General features: G+C 49.8%; 16 protein-coding genes. 15 read left to right on the top strand and 1 reads right to left on the bottom strand.

Features of this window, described 5'->3' with window-relative positions:
• Positions 1 to 10 precede the first annotated feature (10 nt).
• From DWX00_RS08720 to DWX00_RS08700, 5 genes are all read left to right on the top strand, one after another.
• Positions 11 to 2,200 carry a DNA topoisomerase III gene (locus tag DWX00_RS08720; protein ID WP_118595053.1) on the top strand — a complete coding sequence of 730 codons (2,190 nt, stop codon included), beginning with the start codon at positions 11 to 13 and terminating at the stop codon, positions 2,198 to 2,200.
• Positions 2,201 to 2,376: 176 nt separating this feature from the next.
• A complete protein-coding gene (gene bglX / locus DWX00_RS08715) occupies positions 2,377 to 4,587 on the top strand; it encodes a beta-glucosidase BglX (RefSeq protein ID WP_118595052.1) in 2,211 nt (736 codons plus the stop codon).
• A 26-nt stretch (positions 4,588 to 4,613) separates the two neighbouring features.
• A complete protein-coding gene (locus tag DWX00_RS08710; RefSeq protein ID WP_118595051.1) occupies positions 4,614 to 6,863 on the top strand; it encodes a glycoside hydrolase family 3 protein in 2,250 nt (749 codons plus the stop codon).
• Between the two features lie 94 nt (positions 6,864 to 6,957).
• A complete protein-coding gene (locus tag DWX00_RS08705) occupies positions 6,958 to 10,011 on the top strand; it encodes a glycoside hydrolase family 2 TIM barrel-domain containing protein (protein WP_118595050.1) in 3,054 nt (1,017 codons plus the stop codon).
• Between the two features lie 200 nt (positions 10,012 to 10,211).
• Positions 10,212 to 10,820 (top strand): hydrolase, encoded by a 609-nt coding sequence (locus tag DWX00_RS08700; protein ID WP_118595049.1) that lies wholly within the window; start codon positions 10,212 to 10,214, stop codon positions 10,818 to 10,820.
• Positions 10,821 to 10,867: 47 nt separating this feature from the next.
• Here the strand turns inward: DWX00_RS08700 and DWX00_RS08695 are convergent, their stop codons facing one another.
• The gene (locus DWX00_RS08695; RefSeq protein WP_022462419.1) at positions 10,868 to 11,557 is read right to left on the bottom strand and encodes a DUF6198 family protein; all 690 of its coding nucleotides are present in this window, start codon (positions 11,555 to 11,557) and stop codon (positions 10,868 to 10,870) included.
• Positions 11,558 to 11,723: 166 nt separating this feature from the next.
• On the opposite strand from DWX00_RS08695, the gene DWX00_RS08690 reads away from it, so the two are divergent.
• From DWX00_RS08690 to rpmI, 10 genes are all read left to right on the top strand, one after another.
• Positions 11,724 to 12,578, top strand: a complete 855-nt coding sequence (locus DWX00_RS08690; RefSeq protein ID WP_022462418.1) for a LysR family transcriptional regulator — start codon at positions 11,724 to 11,726, stop codon at positions 12,576 to 12,578.
• Between the two features lie 60 nt (positions 12,579 to 12,638).
• Positions 12,639 to 12,971, top strand: a complete 333-nt coding sequence (locus tag DWX00_RS08685) for a helix-turn-helix domain-containing protein (protein WP_055221741.1) — start codon at positions 12,639 to 12,641, stop codon at positions 12,969 to 12,971.
• Between the two features lies 1 nt (position 12,972).
• Entirely contained in the window at positions 12,973 to 14,061 is a 1,089-nt protein-coding gene (locus tag DWX00_RS20085; RefSeq protein ID WP_243037991.1) for a hypothetical protein, read from the top strand.
• A 179-nt stretch (positions 14,062 to 14,240) separates the two neighbouring features.
• Positions 14,241 to 15,230 carry a helix-turn-helix domain-containing protein gene (locus tag DWX00_RS08675; RefSeq protein WP_117802020.1) on the top strand — a complete coding sequence of 330 codons (990 nt, stop codon included), beginning with the start codon at positions 14,241 to 14,243 and terminating at the stop codon, positions 15,228 to 15,230.
• 93 nt (positions 15,231 to 15,323) lie between these two features.
• Positions 15,324 to 16,610 (top strand): amidohydrolase family protein, encoded by a 1,287-nt coding sequence (locus tag DWX00_RS08670; protein ID WP_118595048.1) that lies wholly within the window; start codon positions 15,324 to 15,326, stop codon positions 16,608 to 16,610.
• A gap of 26 nt (positions 16,611 to 16,636) precedes the next feature.
• Positions 16,637 to 17,086 (top strand): hypothetical protein, encoded by a 450-nt coding sequence (locus tag DWX00_RS08665; RefSeq protein ID WP_243001876.1) that lies wholly within the window; start codon positions 16,637 to 16,639, stop codon positions 17,084 to 17,086.
• A gap of 502 nt (positions 17,087 to 17,588) precedes the next feature.
• Complete coding sequence (gene thrS / locus DWX00_RS08660) at positions 17,589 to 19,526, top strand: threonine--tRNA ligase (protein WP_118595047.1); 1,938 nt, start codon at positions 17,589 to 17,591, stop codon at positions 19,524 to 19,526.
• A gap of 293 nt (positions 19,527 to 19,819) precedes the next feature.
• Positions 19,820 to 20,143 carry a DUF1540 domain-containing protein gene (locus tag DWX00_RS08655; RefSeq protein ID WP_022461744.1) on the top strand — a complete coding sequence of 108 codons (324 nt, stop codon included), beginning with the start codon at positions 19,820 to 19,822 and terminating at the stop codon, positions 20,141 to 20,143.
• A gap of 308 nt (positions 20,144 to 20,451) precedes the next feature.
• Positions 20,452 to 20,946, top strand: a complete 495-nt coding sequence (gene infC, locus DWX00_RS08650; RefSeq protein WP_022461743.1) for a translation initiation factor IF-3 — start codon at positions 20,452 to 20,454, stop codon at positions 20,944 to 20,946.
• Between the two features lie 35 nt (positions 20,947 to 20,981).
• Complete coding sequence (gene rpmI / locus DWX00_RS08645) at positions 20,982 to 21,179, top strand: 50S ribosomal protein L35 (protein WP_022461742.1); 198 nt, start codon at positions 20,982 to 20,984, stop codon at positions 21,177 to 21,179.
• The last annotated feature ends 12 nt before the right edge of the window (positions 21,180 to 21,191 follow it).

Genomic DNA, 21,191 nt, shown 5'->3' with positions numbered 1-21,191 from the left:
CAGACATTTTATGAAAACTCTGGTAATTGCAGAAAAACCATCCGTGGCACGCGACATTGCGCGCGTACTGGGGTGCAGCAAAAAAGAAAACGGAGCGCTGGAGGGAAACAAGTATATCGTTACCTGGGCGCTCGGCCATCTGGTGACGTTAAAAGATCCGGAAGACTATGACAAAAAGTATAAGGAATGGAATATGGCAGTTCTGCCGATGATGCCGGAAAAACTGCAGATCAAGGTCATTCCGCAGACGGGAAAACAGTACCATGCGGTGACGACACAGCTTGCGCGGAAGGATGTGAATGAGATTGTCATTGCAACCGATGCCGGACGCGAGGGTGAGCTGGTGGCGCGGTGGATTCTCGACAAAGCACATAACCAGAAGCCGTGTAAGCGTCTCTGGATTTCCTCTGTGACGGACAAGGCGATCCGTGAGGGTTTTGCCAATCTGAAGGATGCGAAAGAGTACGACAATCTCTACCGCGCTGCCGTTTCCCGTGCCGAGGCGGACTGGCTCGTCGGCATCAATGCGACGCGGGCGCTGACCTGTAAATACAATGCACAGCTTTCCTGCGGCCGTGTGCAGACGCCGACACTTGCCATGATCGCACAGCGCGAGCAGGAAATCCGTGAATTTGTCCCGAAACCGTATTACACGGTGACGGCCGCGGCGGGCGGTGTGGTCTACACCTGGAAAGATGAAAAATCGGGCGGCACAAGAATCTCCGATCCGGAAAAGGCAAAGCAGATCGCAGAGAATGCAAAACGGTATCCGCTTGTCTTACAGAACGTAGAAAAGAAGAAAAAGCAGAAAGAAGCGCCATTGCTCTACGATCTGACGGAGCTGCAGCGCGATGCGAGCGCACGGTTCGGCTATTCGGCAAAACAGACGCTGAATCTGATGCAGAGCCTCTATGAGACCCATAAAGTCCTTACGTATCCGCGGACAGATTCACGGTATCTGACGAAAGATATTGTGCCGACGTTAAAAGAGCGGCTGGATGCGGTCAGCATCGGCCCGTACAAAGCACTGGCCCAGCAGGCGAAGCGCAGTCCGCTGAACGGAAAGCTCTCATTTGTCAATGATGCGAAGGTTTCCGATCACCATGCCATTATCCCGACGGAGCAGTACGTGCAGTTATCCGCACTCTCGAACGAGGAGCGCCGCATTTATGATCTTGTTGTGCGCCGTTTTCTTGCGGTACTGCTGCCGCCGTGTGTATATGAAGAGACGGTGATCCAGGCTTCCATCGAAAAGGAATGGTTTACTGCGCGCGGAAAGCGCATGGTCGAGAAAGGCTGGCAGGAGGCGTACGAGGATAACCGGTACGACGAAGAGGATGAGGCGAAAGAAGAGGTGCGGGAGCAGAATCTGCCGCTTCTGGAGGCAGGCATGAAGATCGGGCAGCCGAAGATCAGTCTCCGCGAAGGAAAGACAAAACCTCCGGCACGCTTCACGGAAGGCACGCTGCTCTCCGCGATGGAAAATCCGGTCCGCTACATGGAAAACCGCGACAGCAGCCTGGTAAAAACGATCGGTGAGGCGGGCGGCCTTGGAACGGTTGCGACCCGTGCGGATATCATCGAGAAGCTGTTCCGCAGCTTTCTGCTGGAGAAAAAAGGCAATGAGATCTATCTGACCTCGAAAGCACGCCAGCTTCTGAAGCTGGTTCCGGCGGATTTGAAAAAGCCGGAGCTGACGGCAAGCTGGGAGATGCAGTTAAACGACATTGCAAAGGGAAAGAAGCGGCGCGATGTGTTTATGAAGGAGATCCGCAGCTACACGGTGGAACTGATCGATGAGATCAAGACGGAAGAGGGAACGTTCCGCCACGACAACCTGACGAACAAGAAGTGCCCGAACTGCGGAAAACGGCTGCTTGCGGTGAATGGAAAGAACGCAAAACTGCTCGTCTGCCAGGACAGAGAGTGCGGCTACCGCGAGACGGTTTCCCGCACGACGAATGCGAGATGCCCGGTCTGCCATAAGCGCATGGAGATGATCGGAAAGGGCGAGGATGCGACGTTTGTCTGCACCTGCGGCCACAAAGAGCGCATGACAAAATTCCAAGAGCGCCGCAAAAAAGAGGGCGGCGGCGTGACGAAGCGCGATGTGGCAGCTTATATGAAGAAACAGAAAAAAGAGGCAGAAGAGCCGGTGAACAATGCGTTTGCCGCGGCATTAAAAGGAATTAAATTATAAAAAAGGGAGCGAGTTCTGCCGAAAATCAAAAAACGGCGGAACCCGCTTTTTTTGTTAAAATCGTTGAGGAAAAGGTCAAAAAAAGTGATTGTTTTATGCAGAGTTATGCCGTAAAATAGAAACAAATGATATAAGAAACAGGAAAATTCTGAAAATAACAACAGGGAGGTTTTTCAATGAAACAGACAGATTTGGAAAAGCTGCTGGCGGATATGTCGCTGAAAGAGAAAGTAGATCAGATGCTTCAGTTAAGCGGAGCATTTTACCTCGGGGATGAAAACAGCGTCCTGACCGGCCCGGCAAATGACATGGGAATCGGAAAAGAGGACCTGGAGATGGCCGGTTCCATTCTCGGTGCAGCCGGTGCCGATACGATGAAAAAACTGCAGGATGACTACATGGCAAAACAGCCGCATCACATCCCGATGCTGTTCATGATGGATGTCATTCACGGCATGAAGACCATTTTCCCGGCGCCGCTGGCGCAGGGAGCCACTTTTGATCCGGAGCTCTCCGGCGAGTGCGCGTCTGCAGCCGCAAAAGAAGCATCCGCGGCCGGACTTCACGTTACCTTTTCTCCGATGGTTGACCTTGTGCGCGATGCGAGATGGGGCCGCGTTGTGGAATCCACAGGCGAAGATCCGTACCTGAACAGCCGCTTTTCCGAGGCGATCGTAAAAGGCTTCCAGGGCGATGATTTAAAAACACCGGGAAAAGTTGCCTCCTGCATCAAACACTTTGCAGGCTACGGCGGAGCAGTCGCAGGAAGAGATTACAACACCGTAGAGCTCTCAGAGCATACCTTCCGTGAATTCTATCTTCCGGCATACAAAGCAGGCATTGATGCGGGCGCAGCGATGGTGATGACATCATTCAACACGATCAACGGCGTTCCGGCGAGCACCAACAAATGGCTGATGCGCGATATCCTGCGCGGCGAGATGGGATTTGACGGCGTGCTGATTTCTGACTTTGCAGCCATTCTGGAAACCGTTGCCCACAGAAGCTCGAAAGATGCCGCCGATGCAGCGAAAAAAGCGCTGGAGGCAGGCGTGGATATTGATATGATGACATCCGTTTACGCCGCAAACCTCTGCCGTCTCGTAGAAGAAGGTGAAGTGGACGAGCATCTGATTGACGAGTGCTGCCTGCGGATTCTGGAGCTGAAAAACAAACTGGGACTGTTTGAAAATCCATATAAAGATGCGGATGCCGAGAAAGAGAAAGCATACAACCTCTGCCCGGAGCACCGTGCACTGGCGAAAAAAGCAGCGGAGGAATCCTTCGTCCTGCTGAAAAACGACGGCGTACTGCCGCTCGACACTTCGAAAAAGATTGCATTTGTCGGCCCGTATACCAACAATCATGAAATCAAGAGCAGCTGGTCCTTCACCGGCGACAGCAAGGACTGCGTGACGATTCAGGAAGCAGCCGAGAAAGTCTTCGACGCATCACGCACCACGTATGCGGAAGGATGCCCGGTTATCGGAAACGATGTGGAGCTGATCGGATTTACCGAGACGACACCGAAAAAATACAGTGAGGAAGAGCTTGCTGCCATGGAGCAGAGCGCACTACAGGCAGCAAAAGAGGCCGATCTCGTGGTAATGCCGATGGGTGAGCATTATCTGCAGAGCGGCGAGGCGACCAGCCGTGCCATGATCGATGTGCCGGAAATCCAGATGGAGCTGTTCCACAAAGTGCTGGCCGTCAACCCGAATGTGGTTGTCGTTCTGTTCAACGGCCGCCCGCTGGATCTGCGGGAAATCAGCGCTAAAGCAAAAGCCATTCTCGAGGTATGGTTCCCGGGAACCGAGGGCGGAAGCGCTGTTGTGGATGTTCTGAACGGAAAGAAAAATCCGTCCGGCCATCTGCCGATGAGCTTCCCGTACTGCGTGGGCCAGGCACCGGTCAGCTACAACGAGTATTCCACCGGAAGACCGAATCTGCCGGGCATGAAAGAGCGGTTCCGCTCCAAATATCTCGATATTCCGAACGCACCGCTGTATCCGTTTGGTTACGGACTTTCCTATACCACGTTTGATATTTCCGCGGTAACACTGGATCAGAACGAGATGGATAAAAACGGCAGAATTGCAGCGCATGTGACCGTGAAAAATACAGGTGATACGGCTGGCTGTGATGTTGTACAGCTGTACATCCGTGATGATTATTCCGATGTGGTTCGTCCGGTGCGAGAGCTGAAAGGCTTCCGAAGAGTAGAGCTTGCTCCGGGCAAAGAGCAGGAAGTGACCTTCTATATTACCGAAGAAGATCTGCGCTACTACCGTCTCGACGGAACTTTTGGAAGCGAGCCTGGAACGTTTACCGTATTTGTCGGTGACAGCAGCACGACGGAAAACAGTGCGGTATTTACACTGAAATAAATGCAGCAGGAAAAAGGAGAAAACTTATGGAGAAAACAACGAAAAACGGAATCCACCGCATCACACAGGCAGACGGAAAAACGATTGCCTGGGCAGAGGAGTCCGGAGTTAAGGTATTGGAAAAAGATGGATATTACTTTAAAGATCTTGCAAAAACCGGCGAACTGCTGCCGTACGAGGACTGGCGTCTTTCCGATGAGGAGAGAGCGGCAGACCTTGCGGGTCGTCTTTCGATTGAAGAGATTGCAGGCCTTATGCTGTACTCGCCGCACCAGGCGGTACCGCCGATGCCGGGCGGACCATTCCAGGGAACGTTTGACGGAAAAACGTATCTCGAATCCGGCAAAGAGCCGTATGCCATTTCTGACCAGCAGAAGGAATTTCTGGAGGACGAACACATCCGTCATATTCTGCTGACGAATGTAGAAAGCCCGGAAATCTCCGCAAAGTGGAGCAATGAGCTGCAGAAAAGAGCGGAAACACTGCCGTACGGTATTCCGGTCAACCTCTCCTCCGATCCGCGGAACGGAGCAAAGGATTCCGGCGCGGAGTTCAAGAGCGGCGGAAGCGAGATCAGCAAATGGCCGGAGGGTGTCGGCTTTGCAGCATGCTTTGACCCGGAAGTAGCCGGACAGTTTGCAAAGGATGCCTCCCGTGAATACCGGGCACTCGGCATCACAACGGCACTCGGACCGCAGATCGACCTCTGCACCGAGCCGAGATGGATGCGCTTTGTCGATACGTTAGGCGAAGAAGTGGAGATGTCCAAAAAGCTTACCAAAGCGTACTGTGACGGTATGCAGACAACGGAAGGGGAAGCAGACGGCTGGGGAAAAGACAGCGTCAACACGATGGTCAAACACTGGCCGGGCGGCGGCACCGGAGAGGCCGGACGCGATGCACACTATGCATTCGGACAGTTTGCCGTTTATCCGACCGGAAATTTTGAGGAGCATTTAAAACCGTTTACCGAGGCAGCCTTCCACCTGGACGGACCGACCGACTGCGCATCCGCGGTTATGCCGTACTACACCGTATCCTACGGCGTGGACAAGAAAAACGGCAAGAACGTCGGAAACTCCTACAGCGAGTACCTGATCAAGGATCTGCTGCGCGGAAAATATGAATTTAAAGGCATTGTCTGCACCGACTGGGGCATTACCCAGGATCCGGAGAAGACGATTGAGGGATTTGGAAGCCGCTGCTACGGCGTGCAGGATATGACCGAGGCAGAACGGTGTCTGCTGGCGATCACAAACGGCGTTGACCAGTTCGGCGGAAACAGCGAGTCCGGTCCGATTGTCGAGGCATATAAGATCGGCTGTGAGAAATACGGCGAGAAAGCGATGCGTGAGCGCATGGAGCTGTCCGCCAAACGTCTTCTGATCAACATTTTCCACTGCGGCTTGTTTGAGGACCCGTATCTTGATCCGGAAGAATCCGCAAAGATTGTAGGATGCGAAGAGTTCTGCCGCCATGGCTATGAGGCACAGCAGAAATCCATCGTCCTGCTGAAAAACAGTGCGAAACGTGCACCGGAAGGACAGAAGGGTGTGCTGCCGCTGAAGAAAGGTTTGAAGGTTTATATTCCGGAGAGAAAGATCGGACCGTCCAAAGCGTTCTTCCGCATCAATCTGCCGGCAAAAACCGAAGATCCGCTGCCGGATGGACTGCCGTCCAAGTACGGTACACGCGTGGCATCACCGGAGGAGGCCGATGTGGCGCTGGTATTTATCGAAAGCCCGGCATGCAACCCGTATTCCACCGAAGATCTTGCGAACGGCGGCAACGGATATCTGCCGATTACACTGCAGTACCGCCCGTATACGGCGAAAAAAGCGCGTGAGGTGAGCATTGCCGGCGGTGATTTCCGCGAGAATTTCACGAATCGCAGCTATCTTGGAAAGACAAACACTGCCTACAACGAGGCTGATCTCGACAATATTCTCGAATGCCGCCGCGCGATGGGCGACAAGCCGGTGATCGTCTGCGCAACCGTCAACAACCCGATGGTGATGCATGAATTTGAAGCCGAAGCCGATGCGATCGTCGCAGAGTTCGGTGTTTCGAGAGCCGCTGTGCTCGACGTTGTCTTCGGCGGTTACAACCCGACCGGCCGTCTGCCGATCCAGATGCCGAAGGATATGGATGCGGTTGAGGAGCAGAGCGAGGACCGTGCGTTGGATATGGAAACCTATATTGACAGCGAAGGACATAACTATGACTACGGTTATGGCATGAATTACGAAGGCGTTCTTCCTGCATGGAAAAAGTAAAAGAATAACAGAAAACCTGATCGGCACCGGGACCGCGTGTGTTTCGGTGCCGATATTGGAAACAAAAGACAGAATAAGGAGGACTTAAAAAGAGATGATTGTTCCAAAATATTTCGAAGATTTCGATCACCTGCATGTGAATACCATGCCGAACCGTGCCTACTACATTCCGGCATCCCGCCGCATGGAGGATCTGGTGGAGAACCGGGAGGCGTCGGACCGCTTTTTCCCGCTTTCCGGCGACTGGAAATTCCGCTATTTTACCAGTGTTTACGATGTAAAAGAGGAGTTTTTCGCAGAAGGATACGACACTTCTGCATTCGAGACGATTCCGGTGCCGTCCGTCTGGCAGAATTATGGCCATGACCACCATCAGTATACGAACGTCCGCTACCCGTTCCCGGTGGATCCGCCGTATGTGCCGTATGAGAACCCGTGCGGTGCGTACGTGAGAACGTTCGAGTGGAAAAAACAGGAGGAAGCACCGAGGGCATTCCTGAATTTTGAGGGCGTGGATTCCTGTTTCTACGTGTGGATGAACGGCAGCTTCGTCGGCTACAGCCAGGTGTCTCATTCTACGAGTGAATTTGATGTAACAGACTTCTTAAAAGATGGCACCAACATCATCGCCGTACTGGTGCTGAAATGGTGCGATGGAAGCTATCTCGAGGATCAGGACAAATTCCGCATGAGCGGCATTTTCCGCGATGTTTATCTGCTTGCAAGACCAGAAAAAGGCATCCGCGATTACTTTGTAAAGGCAGCGCCGGACGCATCGTACCAGAATGGAGAAGTTTCGATTGCGATTACCTGGAATGACGGGGAACCGCAGGAAGGAACGGCAAAGCTGTTTGATGCAGAAAATCATCTTGTGGCAGAGGCAGCGTTTGGCGGCGATACGGTTCAGATGCATGTAAAAGATGCACATCTGTGGAATGCCGAGGAGCCGTATCTGTATACGCTGGTGCTGGAGACGGCGGGTGAGGTGATCACTGATCATGTCGGCATCCGTGAGATCCACGCGAAGGACGGTGTGCTGTACCTGAACGGCGTGAAGATCAAATTCCACGGAACAAACCGCCACGACAGCGATCCGGTGACGGGATTTGCAATCAGCCTTGCACAGATCAAAAAAGATCTGAAGGTAATGAAAGAGCACAACATCAATGCGATCCGGACCAGCCATTACCCGAATGCGCCGTACTGTTATCAGCTTTATGACCGTCTCGGTTTTTATGTCATCGATGAGGCGGACAATGAGAGCCACGGCACAGAGGCAATTTATGCGGATTACACGAGCTGGGAAGAGTATGCGAAGAACTGGAATAAACTAATTGCGAACAATCCGGTATTTACCGAGGCAACCGTAGACCGCACACAGCGTTGCGTGGAGCGCGATAAAAACCGCCCGAGCGTTGTCATCTGGTCGATGGGAAATGAGTGCGCATACGGCTGTACCTTCGAGGCGGCCTTAAAGTGGACGAAGGAATTTGATCCGACGCGTCTGACGCACTATGAGTCGGCACGGTATGTGGATGATCCGAAGAAATACGATTACAGCAACCTCGACCTCTACAGCCGCATGTATCCATCACTCGAGGAGATCAAAAAAGAGCTGGTGGAGTACGGGGATAAGCCGTATATCATGTGCGAATACTGCCATGCGATGGGCAACGGCCCGGGAGATCTTGAAGACTACTTTGAACTGATCCACAGCGAGGAGAAGATGTGCGGCGGCTTTATCTGGGAGTGGTGCGACCACGCGATTGATATGGGAAAAACGATCGAGGGAAAGAAGATGTACGCGTACGGCGGCGACCACAACGAGTATCCGCACGACGGCAACTTCTGCATGGACGGACTTGTTTATCCGGACCGCACACCGCATACGGGACTGATGGAATTTAAAAACGTGTATCGTCCGGTGCGCGTGACGGGATATGATGCCGAAAAGGGTACACTGACCATCAAAAACTATATGAATTTTGTGAATCTGAAAGATTACGCTGTGCTCGGCTATGAGGTGCTTGTGGACGGCGAAGTGACGGAGAGCGGCAAGATTACAGATGAAGCACTGCTGGAGCTTGCGGCAGGCTGTGAGAAGACGATTCCGCTTGCCATTTCCGTGCCGGAGCAGGGAAAATGTGCGCTGAAGGTTACCTGGTATCAGAAACAGGCCACTGAGGTGCTGCCGGAGCAGTTCGAACTGGGATTTGAAGAAGTTCCGGTGAAAACGAAAGACAATCAGAACCAGAAGGCAAAAGAGATGATGAAGCGCCCGGAGGGAACGGCTTCGTTTGGATGGAAAGAGGACGATCATTATCTGACGGTATCGACGGAACAGTTCAGCTATACCTATAATAAGTTCACCGGCCTGTTCGAGGAAATGTGCTATGCCAACCAGAATCTGCTCGACCGCCCGATGGAGCTGAACATCTGGCGTGCGCCGACAGACAATGACCGCAATATCAAGAATACCTGGATGCGTGCGCAGTATGACCGTACCGTGACGCGGGCGTATGAGACAACGGCAAAAGAAGAAAACGGCTGCGTGGAGATCGAGACAAGCTATTCGATTTCGTCTCCGGCTCTGCAGCGGATCCTTGCAGGTGTGATCAAATGGACAATTTACAGCGACGGAACGACCGATGTCCATGTAGAAGCAAAGAAAGACCCGGTATTCCCGGTTCTGCCGCGTTTTGGCCTGCGCCTGTTCCTGCCGGAATCGTTTGCAAAACTGACCTACTGCGGCCTCGGCCCGGTGGAGAGCTACGTGGATAAGCACCAGGCAAGCTATCACGGCGTTTTCCACTGCACACCGGCAGAACAGCAGGAGGATTATATCCGCCCGCAGGAGAACGGCAGCCACTACGACTGCGATTATGCAAGTCTTGCCAGTGATCGTGCGGTATTGACGGCAGTGGGCGAGAAAACCTTCTCATTCCAGGCATCTATTTACACGCAGGAGGAGCTGACCGCGAAAGCCCACAACTATGAGCTTCGGCCGTGCGGAAGCACTGTTTTCTGCATCGACTACCGCCAGGCCGGGATCGGATCGGCAAGCTGCGGACCGATGCTGCTGGAAAAATATCAGCTGAAAGAAACCGAAATCAGCTTCGATGTGCGGCTGAAACCGGAACTTCTGTAAAGTGTAGAATTTGAAAAATAAGAAAAGCGCTGTGCCCTCTCTCTGAAAGGTGAGGGAACGGCGCCTTTTTATATGATGCACAAAAAAGTCTTGATAAACCTATTGAATTGCTATGAATATAGGATTATAATGGACGAAATTATAATTCAAATCCAATCCAGGTGATTCTGGAAAGAGAAAAGGGAAGGAGAAAATTAAGCATGAGTGAAATTACAAGAGATGAGGCATTTACTTTATTAAAAAAATACAACAAAGATCCCTTCCATATTCAGCATGCGCTTACCGTAGAGGCCGTGATGAAATGGTATGCAAGAGAGCTTGGATATGGGGCAGAAGAGGAGCACTGGGGTATTGTCGGACTGCTGCATGACATTGATTTTGAGCTGTATCCGGCAGAGCACTGCCTGAAAGCACCGGAGCTTCTGCGGGAAGGCGGCGTGTCGGAAGATATCATTCATGGTGTCGTTTCCCATGGCTGCGGCATTACCATTGAGTGTGGCGTCACACTGGATGTGGAGCCGGTGCATGAGATGGAAAAAGTTCTGTTTGCAGCAGATGAGCTGACGGGACTGATCTGGGCAGCTGCGCTGATGCGGCCTTCGAAGAGCACAAAAGACATGGAACTGAAATCCCTGAAGAAAAAATATAAGAGCAAAGGCTTTGCGGCTGGATGTTCGCGGGAAGTCATTGAGCGGGGCGCCGAGCAGCTTGACTGGCCGCTGGAAAAACTGCTGACTATGACAATGCAGGCCATGGCTGACAGCGAGGATGAGATCAAACGGGAAGTAGAAGCGGAGCAGAACGCATAAAAAACTGCCCGAATTTCAACAGAAAAACTGGAATTCGGGCAGTTTTTTTATGCATGGCGCATCTTTTTCCCAGGCATTACCATTTCTTTTTTCGTCAGACGGTAAAATTCTACATGATTTCCAATGAATTTTTGAACCAGAGATACGGTTCGTCCCGTCATAAAAGCACAGAAGAAAGTTCCGATGCCGATTCCGTAAAGATGGTGAAGGATTACAAGGGACAGGATTACGGTCGTTGTCAGACAGGTGAGATCAAAGGTTGTCTTGATCTGGTTATACTTTTTATGCAGAAGTTCCGACAGATCCCGCGGAAAAATATCGGTCGGGACAATCGGCAGCAGGCAGTTGTTGGCGAGGCAGATGCCGAAGCACATCAGAAGAAATCCGGTGAAAAAGCAGACCACATTCAGCGACAGAACATTTGGCAGCAGGGTAACCCAGGTATTGTGTACATCGATCATTTTTCCGAATCCGATGCCGACAACAAAAGAAAACAGATAGCCGGGACAGAACGAACGCTTCAGGACCATCAGGGTGATGACAAGCAGCGTTTGAAAGATATAGTTCCACGTTCCGAAACTGAAAACTGGAAACGCTGTGCTGAGGATGAGCGGCACGGAGGAAATTGTTGAAATTCCAAATACGCTTTTTGACATCAGATCAATGGCAAGAGGGTTGATCAGAAGCACGATCAGAAGCGCCGCTTCGCCTGGAAGATGAAATTTTCTGGTATTCATGAGTAAAAATCCTTCTTTCCTGAGAATGAAATTACGTTAAGGTCTTGAAACTATGCTTATTATAGACACAGAAACCGATAAAAACAAATGATTATTTTGAATGAATTGATTCTAAAATTAAATGAAAAGTGGTATGATAGATGCAGAACAGGAAAAGAGGCTATCTATGAATATCGAGTATTTAAAATATTTTGCAGAGCTGGCAAAACTGCAGCACTACGGAAAAGCGGCAAAAGCGCTGAATATTTCCCAGCCGGGGCTCAGCCATGCGATCAAGACACTGGAGGACGAGTACGGTGTTCCGCTCTTCCAGAAAGAAGGACGAAACGTGAGCCTGAGCCGCTACGGAAAAGAATTGATGCAGGATGTCGAGGAGATTCTGGACGCATATCTTCGAATGGAGGAGCGGGCGGCAGGCCTTCGGACGGAAGAAAAGACAGTGCGGATCGGAACCGTATATCCGCTCGCGGCAGGAACAATACCACATATGCTGCGGGAATTCGGCGCGACCTTCCCGTTTATCATCTACAACCGCCTGACCCCAGAGATCGAGGAGGGTCTGCTGGATGGAAAATACGATATCGGCTTCTGCTCAGAACTGCTGAAATCCGAAGAACTCGAATATTATCCCCTCCGGGAATCTTACATCGCGGCCGCCGTCCCGGAAGGTCATCCGCTGGAGGGGAAAGAGAACATCACACTAAAAGAAGCAGCCAAGTATCCGCAGGTCATGTTTTCCAGGACGAGCGGCTTCCGCAGCCTCCAAGAGCAGATCTTCGCCGAACAGGGCATCCAGGTAAAACCCGTGTGTGAGGCCGAAGAAATCGAAGTCATCACCGGCCTTGTGGAAAATGGTTTTGGAATATCTATCCTCCCCTACATGGACATCGTCCGCCTCCATCACATCACCGCAATCCCGGTGCAGACCTCAAGCTGGAAATCAAAATTCTACATCGCCAGAAGAAAATACGGAATCCGCACAGCGCAGGAAGAGGCGTTTTTTCAGCATTGGAGGAAATGACGGGCAGGAAATTTTATGGTATAGTAAAACAAAATCTAAGTGAAAAAGGTGAGATACAAAATGATCAGTGAAAAAATTTTTGAGCTAATTCTTCGAAACGGCATGACCCAGAAAGAATTCTCCGAAGAAACCGGAATTTCCCAGAGCACCATCAGCGACTGGAAAAGAAAGGGCACGAATCCGTCGGCGGATAAAATACTGAAAATCTGCGAAGTGCTGAAGGTTACGCCGTATGAACTTCTGGGGGAGAATGAGACAGAGCGAAATGCGGGAAATCCGGAAATGAGCGCAGGAAATGAAACAGAAAAAATCATTCTGGAAGGCTTTCGGAATCTGTCAGACAGAAAAAAAGAACGAATCCTGGGATATCTGGCAGCATTGCAGGAGGATTAAGATGAAACAGAAACCATCCTATCTGCCAAAGAAATATAAGTATTCTGCCCGTTCCGGCAATCTGAAAGCGGAGGCAGTGGGGGTTGTGAAAGGGGAGAAGCATTTTCCGGTTTTTGAAGGAGATGTTGTTTTTAAACCGCTTACAAAATCTAAACCGCTGTCTACGCCGCTGTTCGCCTATGCTGAGGTTTTCTGGTCATGGGTGATTGATGCGTATTTTATGCCGACGCCGCAGTATCAGCTTGCGTTTTGCGAAGGGTATGAGGCGGAGGTGGAGAAATATTACGATTATGGAACAGTTTCACCGATGATTTACGGGGAAGGAGAACATCTGTTGAATCTGCTGGAGTTCTTTCGAAAATATCCTGACGACAAAGTCCATATTGATGACTACGTCAATTACTGCCAGATGTTCTACGACTACACCGAAATCCTCGAATCCGACTATTTCCAGACCCACCCGGCGATGGCGGAGGAGCTGGTACTGCAGATTCTCGTTTCGATTTTGAAAGGCGATCAGAACTACCATTACGAAAACATCGCATTTGTCTGCCGTGAAGACGATAAGATTCTGCGTCTGGCGCCGATGATTGATCATGAGTTTTCAACATATTTCATGTTCCCGGACAGTATGCCGCGGCAGATGTACTGGTTTGAACAGCTTGCGCGGTCCATTCAGGGGGATGAAGTACAGCTGGGAGAGTTTGATTATCTGACGAACGAAACAGAACGTCATCTGATGGAAAAAAGCGCAACATGTCTGCACAAAAATCTGATATACATCAGAGAACATTATCCTGAAGTCTGTCAGGTGTTTCTGGAAAAATTGAGCAGACTGGAAAAGAATCTAAAAGAAAAGAAAGAGCTGTTTGAACTGGAAAAAGGCCCGGGCTACCCCGAGACGGCCAATTCAGATGCTTATCTGATCGGCAAAGCACGGTACAAAGACCATGACGAAAAAAAAGCCAGAGAGTATGAAGTGAAATACAGCGGAAAAGAAAAGCAGATCAATTTTGAAGTCGTAAACAGCGTATCGGTTTATGAAATTAAAAAAATTATGCAGCAGATGCGGGAAATCCTTGAAAAATAAGCATCTGTAACCGCCAGTTGACACATTTCCAGCCCGATTTGGTAGAAGGCAACCGGAAAAAATGATAGGATTTGAAGCAGAAACAGCCAATCCATTTCCAAAACAGAAATGAATAGAATGGCTGTGAGCTGCAGCAAAAAGATTACTGAAAAAGAGCTGGAAAACAGAAGAAAACAAATATGATTTTGGCAGAAAAAATCACAGAAGCGAGAAAGAAAAATGGATGGTCACAGGAAGAGATGGCGGAGAAACTTTCCGTCTCGCGGCAGGCGGTATCCAAATGGGAGAGTGCACAGTCCACGCCGGATTTGCAGAAAGTGCTCCGTCTTGCTGAAATCTTTGGTGTCAGCACCGACTATCTGTTAAAAGACGAATTAAAATCAGAGACAGGAACAGAAATACTGGAATACGCCGCAGAGGAGTCATCCGTGCGGAGTGTATCGATGGAAGAAGCAAACGCGTTCATGGAATGGAGACGGAAAACAGGGCCGACACTCGCCGGAGCTGTTGCGCTCTGTATCATCAGCCCGGCGCTGCTGATCTTCCTTGCCGGACTTTCCGATTCCCATATAGAAAACATCAGCGAAAACATGGCAACGGGAGCAGGCATCTCCGTTTTGTTGTTGCTGGTTGCCGCTGCTGTTGTGATTTTCGTATCCTACAGTATTCACGGACAGCAGTATGAATATCTGGAAAAGGAGAGAATAGAAACTGCCTATGGTGTAACCGGCCTTGTTCAGGAACGGAAAAAGGACTACGAAAGCACCTTTACCAGAGGAATCGCCGCCGGTGTTACCCTCTGTATTCTGGCAGTTATCCCGATGTTCGCTGCCATTGCATTCAGCCAGCCGGACTACATCATCACAGCCACCGTATCCATCCTGCTGCTTCTGGTCGCCGTTGGTGTCTTTTTCATTGTGCGGGTCAGCACCATAAATGGAAGCTACGTCATCCTGCTGCAGGAAGGCGAATATACACCGGAAGAAAAACGATACAAAAAGAAAACAGAAGTTTTTACAACCGCCTACTGGTGTATTGTCACCGCCATCTATCTTGTATGGAGCTTCCAGACGAGAGAATGGGATAAAACCTGGATCCTATGGGCTGTTGCCGGTGTTCTGTTCGGCGGTGTGAGGGCAGTTATGCGGGGCAGAATAAAAGAAAAATAAAAAACAGAGAAAAACGATTTTTCTGTCGCAAAATCCCTCTCTGACGTGTTAAAATAAAACATAATACGTTTGGCAGAAAAGAGGGAATTGAGTATGAAATATGCCTACAAAAACGGAAAAATCCTAAACGGAACGAAAGATATGCAGGTTCAGACCGGTCTGATCATTCTGACGGAAGGAGAAAAAATCGCAGCGATTGTCCCGGAAGAAACCAGACTTTCCGGCTATACGGAGATAGATCTGCAGGGAAAATACATCATGCCCGGACTGATCAACATGCATGTCCATCTCGCAGGCAATGGAAAACCGCAGAAGAAGCAGCGCTACAACGCAAAACTCGTCAAAACCCTGATGAGCAACAGAATTTCCCGCGCGATCGCCTACCGCATGGTAGCAGGCTTCGCAAAAGATGAACTGCTAAGCGGCGTTACCACGATCCGCACGGTCGGTGGTCTTGGCACTTTCGATACACGGCTGCGCGATGAAATCAAAGCCGGTAAAAAGACCGGCCCGAGAATCCTTGCCGCAAACGAGGGAATCTCTGTACCGGGCGGGCACATGGCAGGTTCGGTAGCGATCGCAGCAGAGAGTATCGATGCGGCAGTCGCCCATGTAGATGAGGCAAAATGCGAAAATGTCAACCTGATCAAGCTGATGATCACCGGCGGTGTGCTGGATGCCAAAGAAAAAGGCGTTCCGGGAGAACTCAAAATGGCACCGGAAATGGTAAAAGCCGTCTGTAACCGGGCGCATGCACTCGGCTATCAAGTCGCCGCCCATGTCGAATCGCCGCAGGGTGTCCGCGTGGCACTGGAAAACGGTGTGGATTCGATCGAGCACGGTGCAAAAATGGATGACGATATGATTCGCCTGTTCAAAGAAAAGAATGCATTTCTATGTACGACACTGTCCCCGGCCCTGCCGTATGCGCTGTTCGACCGTTCCATCACCAACGCAACTGAGATAGAGCAGTTCAATGGTAACGTTGTTTTCGAAGGAATCATAGATTGTGCGAAAAAAGCCATCGCCAACGACATCCCCGTCGTCCTCGGAAACGATGTCGGCTGTCCGTGGATCACGCAGTATGACTTCTGGCGGGAACTCTTTTACATCCATAAATATGTCGGCGTCTCCAACGCCTTCGCGCTTTACACCGCAACCGCCCGCGCCGCCGAAATGGCCGGAATCGGAGCCGAAACCGGAACCATCGAGCCCGGCAAATCCGCCGATCTTATCGTGACCGTCGAAAACCCGCTTGAGGATCTTCGTGCTCTCCGCAAAGTAGAGATGGTCGTCACACAGGGAAGAAAAATCGATCATCCTCAGGTAAAAATCAATCCGGTGGTCGCGGCAGAGCTGGATCAATTTCTGGTGGAATAAAGGATACGACGGAGAAGACAAAAAAGATGGAAGAGAACAAAGAATCACAGGAAAATTTACAGGAAAAAAGAGAACAGGCTCTTTGGAGGCTTCATGAGGAACGGACAGAAGAAGCCCTGTGGGACTGCGTTGTCGCGTTCCAGGAGTTTGAATTCCATACGTATTCCGGTCTGCCGTATTCCTACCATATGAAATATGGAAGAAGCGGCACCTACACCAAAGAACTCTGGATCGACCGCCGGGAGAAAAGTAAAAGCCTTGTCTGGAGTTCCGTCCGGGCTGCGTATCATAAGGTGCTGGAACTGCAGGAAGAAAGTGCAAGACCAGTTGTCGATCGCCCGAAGGATCTGGGGGATATCCGCGGAATTACGTATATCTACGGGATTTTTTACGCGTTCGGGCTGCTGGAAATGCCGGAGAAGGCAAAAGAGAAACTCGCCATGCAGACGGAGGTACAAAAAACGCCGGAAAAATAAAGTTTCAGCCAATGCAGGACTTGACAACCACTAAATGGGTGGTATAATCTAAAAATATCGAGAGCCGAAAAAGCAATCGAAGCAAAAAAACAAAGCGTAGAAGAGACGAGTAAATCACAGCGAATGTGACAGAGAGAAACCCCATCTGGTGGTGCAAGGGTTTTCGCAGGAACGTGATCGAAGACCAGCTCTGAGCGGCCCCAATCCGGCCCGGTGATTCCGTTATCGTCAAATGAAGTGGTTTGAAAAAACAAAATGGGTGGAACCGCGGTGAATGAAAATACATCGTCCCTTTTGACAGCACAGGCGTGTCAAAAGGGACTTTTTTTGTGACAATTCAGAGCCATGCAAAAGGGAAGAAAAAATCGCGAAGCATGCTTGCATGAGTGAGCGCTTTTTTCCTGAATTTCATATGGCGAGAAGCCACATCGAGATGTAGCTCGGAACAGTTATCCCACAGATGCGCTTAAGAAAAAATATACAAAGAAAGAGGTAAAAGCAAATGATCATCACACTGAAAGATGGAAGTACCAAAGAGTACTCCGAACCGAAATCCATCATTGAGATCGCAACAGACATCAGCGAAGGCCTTGCAAGAATGGCCTGTGCAGGTGAAGTAAACGGTGAAGTAGAAGATCTTCGTACCGTCATCGACAAGGACTGCAATCTTTCCATTCTGACCTTTAACGATGAAGGCGGAAAAGCAGCATTCCGTCACACCACATCCCATATCATGGCACAGGCAATCAAGAGACTGTACCCGGAGACCAAGCTTGCAATCGGACCGTCCATCGCAGACGGATTCTACTACGATGTAGACAGAGATACTCCACTCACCAGCGAAGACCTTGAAAAAATCGAAGCAGAAATGAAGAAAATTGTAAAAGAGGATCTGAAACTGGAGCGTTTTGAGCTGCCGAGAGCAGAAGCCATCGCCTTCATGAAAGAAAAAGAAGAGCCATATAAAGTAGAACTGATCGAAGATCTGCCGGAAGACGCAGTCATCAGCTTCTATCGCCAGGGTGAATTCACGGACCTGTGCGCAGGCCCTCATCTGATGAGCACAAAGCCGGTCAAAGCCTTCAAACTGACCAGCCTTGCAGGTGCATACTGGAGAGGCAGCGAGAAAAACAAGATGCTGCAGAGAATCTACGGAACTGCATTCACAAAGAAAGCAGAGCTCGAAGAGTACCTCCACATGATCGAGGAAGCAAAGAAACGTGACCACAGAAAACTCGGAAAAGAGCTCGGCCTGTTTATGATGAGTGAGGACGGCCCGGGATTCCCGTTCTTCCTTCCAAAAGGAATGGATCTGAAAAATGCACTGATGGATTACTGGCGTGAAATCCACAGAAAAGCAGGATACGTAGAAATCTCCACACCGATCATCCTGAACCGTCGCCTGTGGGAGACCTCCGGTCATTGGGATCACTACAAAGAAAACATGTATACCACCGTCATCGACGATGAAGATTATGCAATCAAACCGATGAACTGCCCAGGCGGCGTTCTAGTTTACAAGTCCGAGCCTCGTTCCTACCGTGATCTGCCGCTGCGTCTGGCAGAGGTTGGTCTGGTACATCGTCATGAGAAATCCGGCCAGCTGCACGGCCTGATGCGTGTACGCTGTTTCAACCAGGACGATGCCCATATTTTCATGACACCGGAGCAGATCAAAGATGAAATCAAAGGCGTTGCAAACCTGATTGACCAGGTTTACAAATTGTTCGGATTCAAATATCACGTAGAGCTGTCCACCCGTCCGGAAGACAGCATGGGAAGCGATGAGGACTGGGAGGTTGCAACCGAAGGCCTCCGCGGCGCACTCGATGACCTTGGCCTTGACTATGTAGTCAACGAAGGCGACGGCGCATTCTATGGCCCGAAGATCGACTTCCATCTGGAAGACTCCATCGGAAGAACGTGGCAGTGCGGTACTATCCAGCTTGACTTCCAGCTGCCGCAGAGATTCGAACTGGAATACACAGGAGCAGACGGCGAGAAACATCGTCCGATTATGATCCACCGTGTTGTTTACGGTTCTGTTGAGCGTTTCATCGGTATCCTGATCGAGCATTTTGCAGGTGCATTCCCAACCTGGCTTGCACCGGTACAGGTAAAGGTTCTGCCAATCTCCGACAAATACGCAGATTACGGCAAGAAGGTTCTGGACGCCCTTCACGAGGCAGGCATCCGCGCAGAGATGGATACCCGTTCCGAGAAGATCGGATATAAGATCCGTGAGGCACAGGGACAGAAGATTCCATACATGTTGATCGCCGGAGCAAAAGAGGAAGAGGCAGGTCTTGTATCTGTCAGAAGCCGTTTTGCAGGTGATGAAGGCCAGAGAAGCCTGGAGCAGTTTATCGCAGATATCAAAGAAGAAATCGCAGGCCGCGTTAACCGCCCGGTTACTGTTGAAACAAAAGAAAATAAATAAGGTAGGTGTCAAAAAAATTGACACCTATGATACCAGATTGCTCCGTACTTTGTACTCCCGCAATCTTCAAAACATTCGTACTCCGCTCATTTTTCTTCGAAAAATGGCTACTTACTCATGTTTTGGCGTGTCCAAAATTTAAAAATCCTCGTGCAAGCTTTGCTTGCGTCGGATTTCCAAACTTTGGACACTGGTATTATCAAATAAATAAAGCATAAAAAATTACCTCTTGGAAATAATGGTTTCTATGCGGGCGAAACCGCAGAAAACTAAATTTCAGGAGGTAATTTATTATGCCAGCATTAAGTTGTTCCGCTATGACCTGTGTTTACAACCAGAACGAGCTCTGTTCCAAAGGAGATATCCGCGTAGGCGGAAGCGAAGCCAAAAGCTCCATGGAAACGTGCTGCGAGAGCTTCAAGGAGCGCGGTGAGGGCACGATGTTCAACTCTACCGGCTGCGGCTGTACGAAAATCGGTGTCGACTGCAAGGCGCAGAACTGTACCTTTAACGACAACTGTAAATGCGAAGCCGGAGACATCCATATCGCCGGAGACAGCGCATGCAGCTGCCAGGAAACCGAGTGCAGCTCCTTCCGCTGTGGCTGCGGGAGATAAATACGAAAAAATGCGAAAATCAGTATTGACAACAGGATGGGAGAGTGCTATACTGCAATAGTCTGAGAAAAAGAAAGTAGAGTATCCACTCTCACCCTAGCGCAAACACGCGACTACGGTCCAATATTGATCTTAAGTTCTCTTTGTGTAGAGATTTATGTACAATGTTAAGTGGATAGTCTGTCTATCCACTTTTCTTGCGTTATCAGTCAAATCCGGTCCGGTGAGCCGAGTTTGATTTCGTTACACCGCAAAAGCGGGAACACAGTCTTTTATAATGATGGAGGTGCACTACAATTAGCGAATTAATGATTAATGAGCAGATCAGAGACAGAGAAATTCGTCTGATCGGTCAGAACGGAGAACAGCTTGGAATTATGTCTGCCAGAGATGCGTACCTGAAAGCACAGGAAGCAGGTCTGGATCTTGTGAAAATTGCTCCGACAGCGAAACCGCCGGTTTGCAAAATTATCGACTACGGAAAGTACAGATATGAACTGGCCCGCAAGGAAAAAGAAGCAAAGAAAAAACAGAAAACAATTGAAATCAAGGAAGTTCGCCTTTCTCCAAACATTGACACCAATGATCTTAATACCAAAGTAGGTGCAGCCCGCAAGTTCATTACAAAGGGAGACAAAGTAAAAGTAACACTTCGTTTCCGCGGCCGTGAGATGGCACATATGAACAGTAGCAAATACATCCTCGATGAATTTGCAGAGAGTCTGTCCGATATTGCAACGGTTGACAAAGCGCCGAAGGTGGAAGGCAGAAGCATGACCATGTTTTTGACGGCTAAACGTTAAAATACATTTGAATCAATATCAAGGAGGAAATTAAAATGCCAAAGGTAAAAACAAGCAGAGCAGCTGCAAAGCGTTTTAAAACAACAGGAACAGGAAAATTAGTAAGAAATAAAGCTTACAAGAGCCATATCTTAACCAAGAAATCTCAGAAGAGAAAAAGAAACCTGAGAAAACAGACTACTGTTGATGCAACAAACGTAAAGAACATGAAGAAAATCTTACCTTACATGTAATTTTTGCAAGGT

It is taken from the genome of Blautia sp. AF17-9LB, assembly GCF_003479185.1.
GTDB lineage: Bacteria > Bacillota > Clostridia > Lachnospirales > Lachnospiraceae > Fusicatenibacter > Fusicatenibacter saccharivorans.
This window is presented reverse-complemented; position numbering and strand designations above follow the sequence as displayed.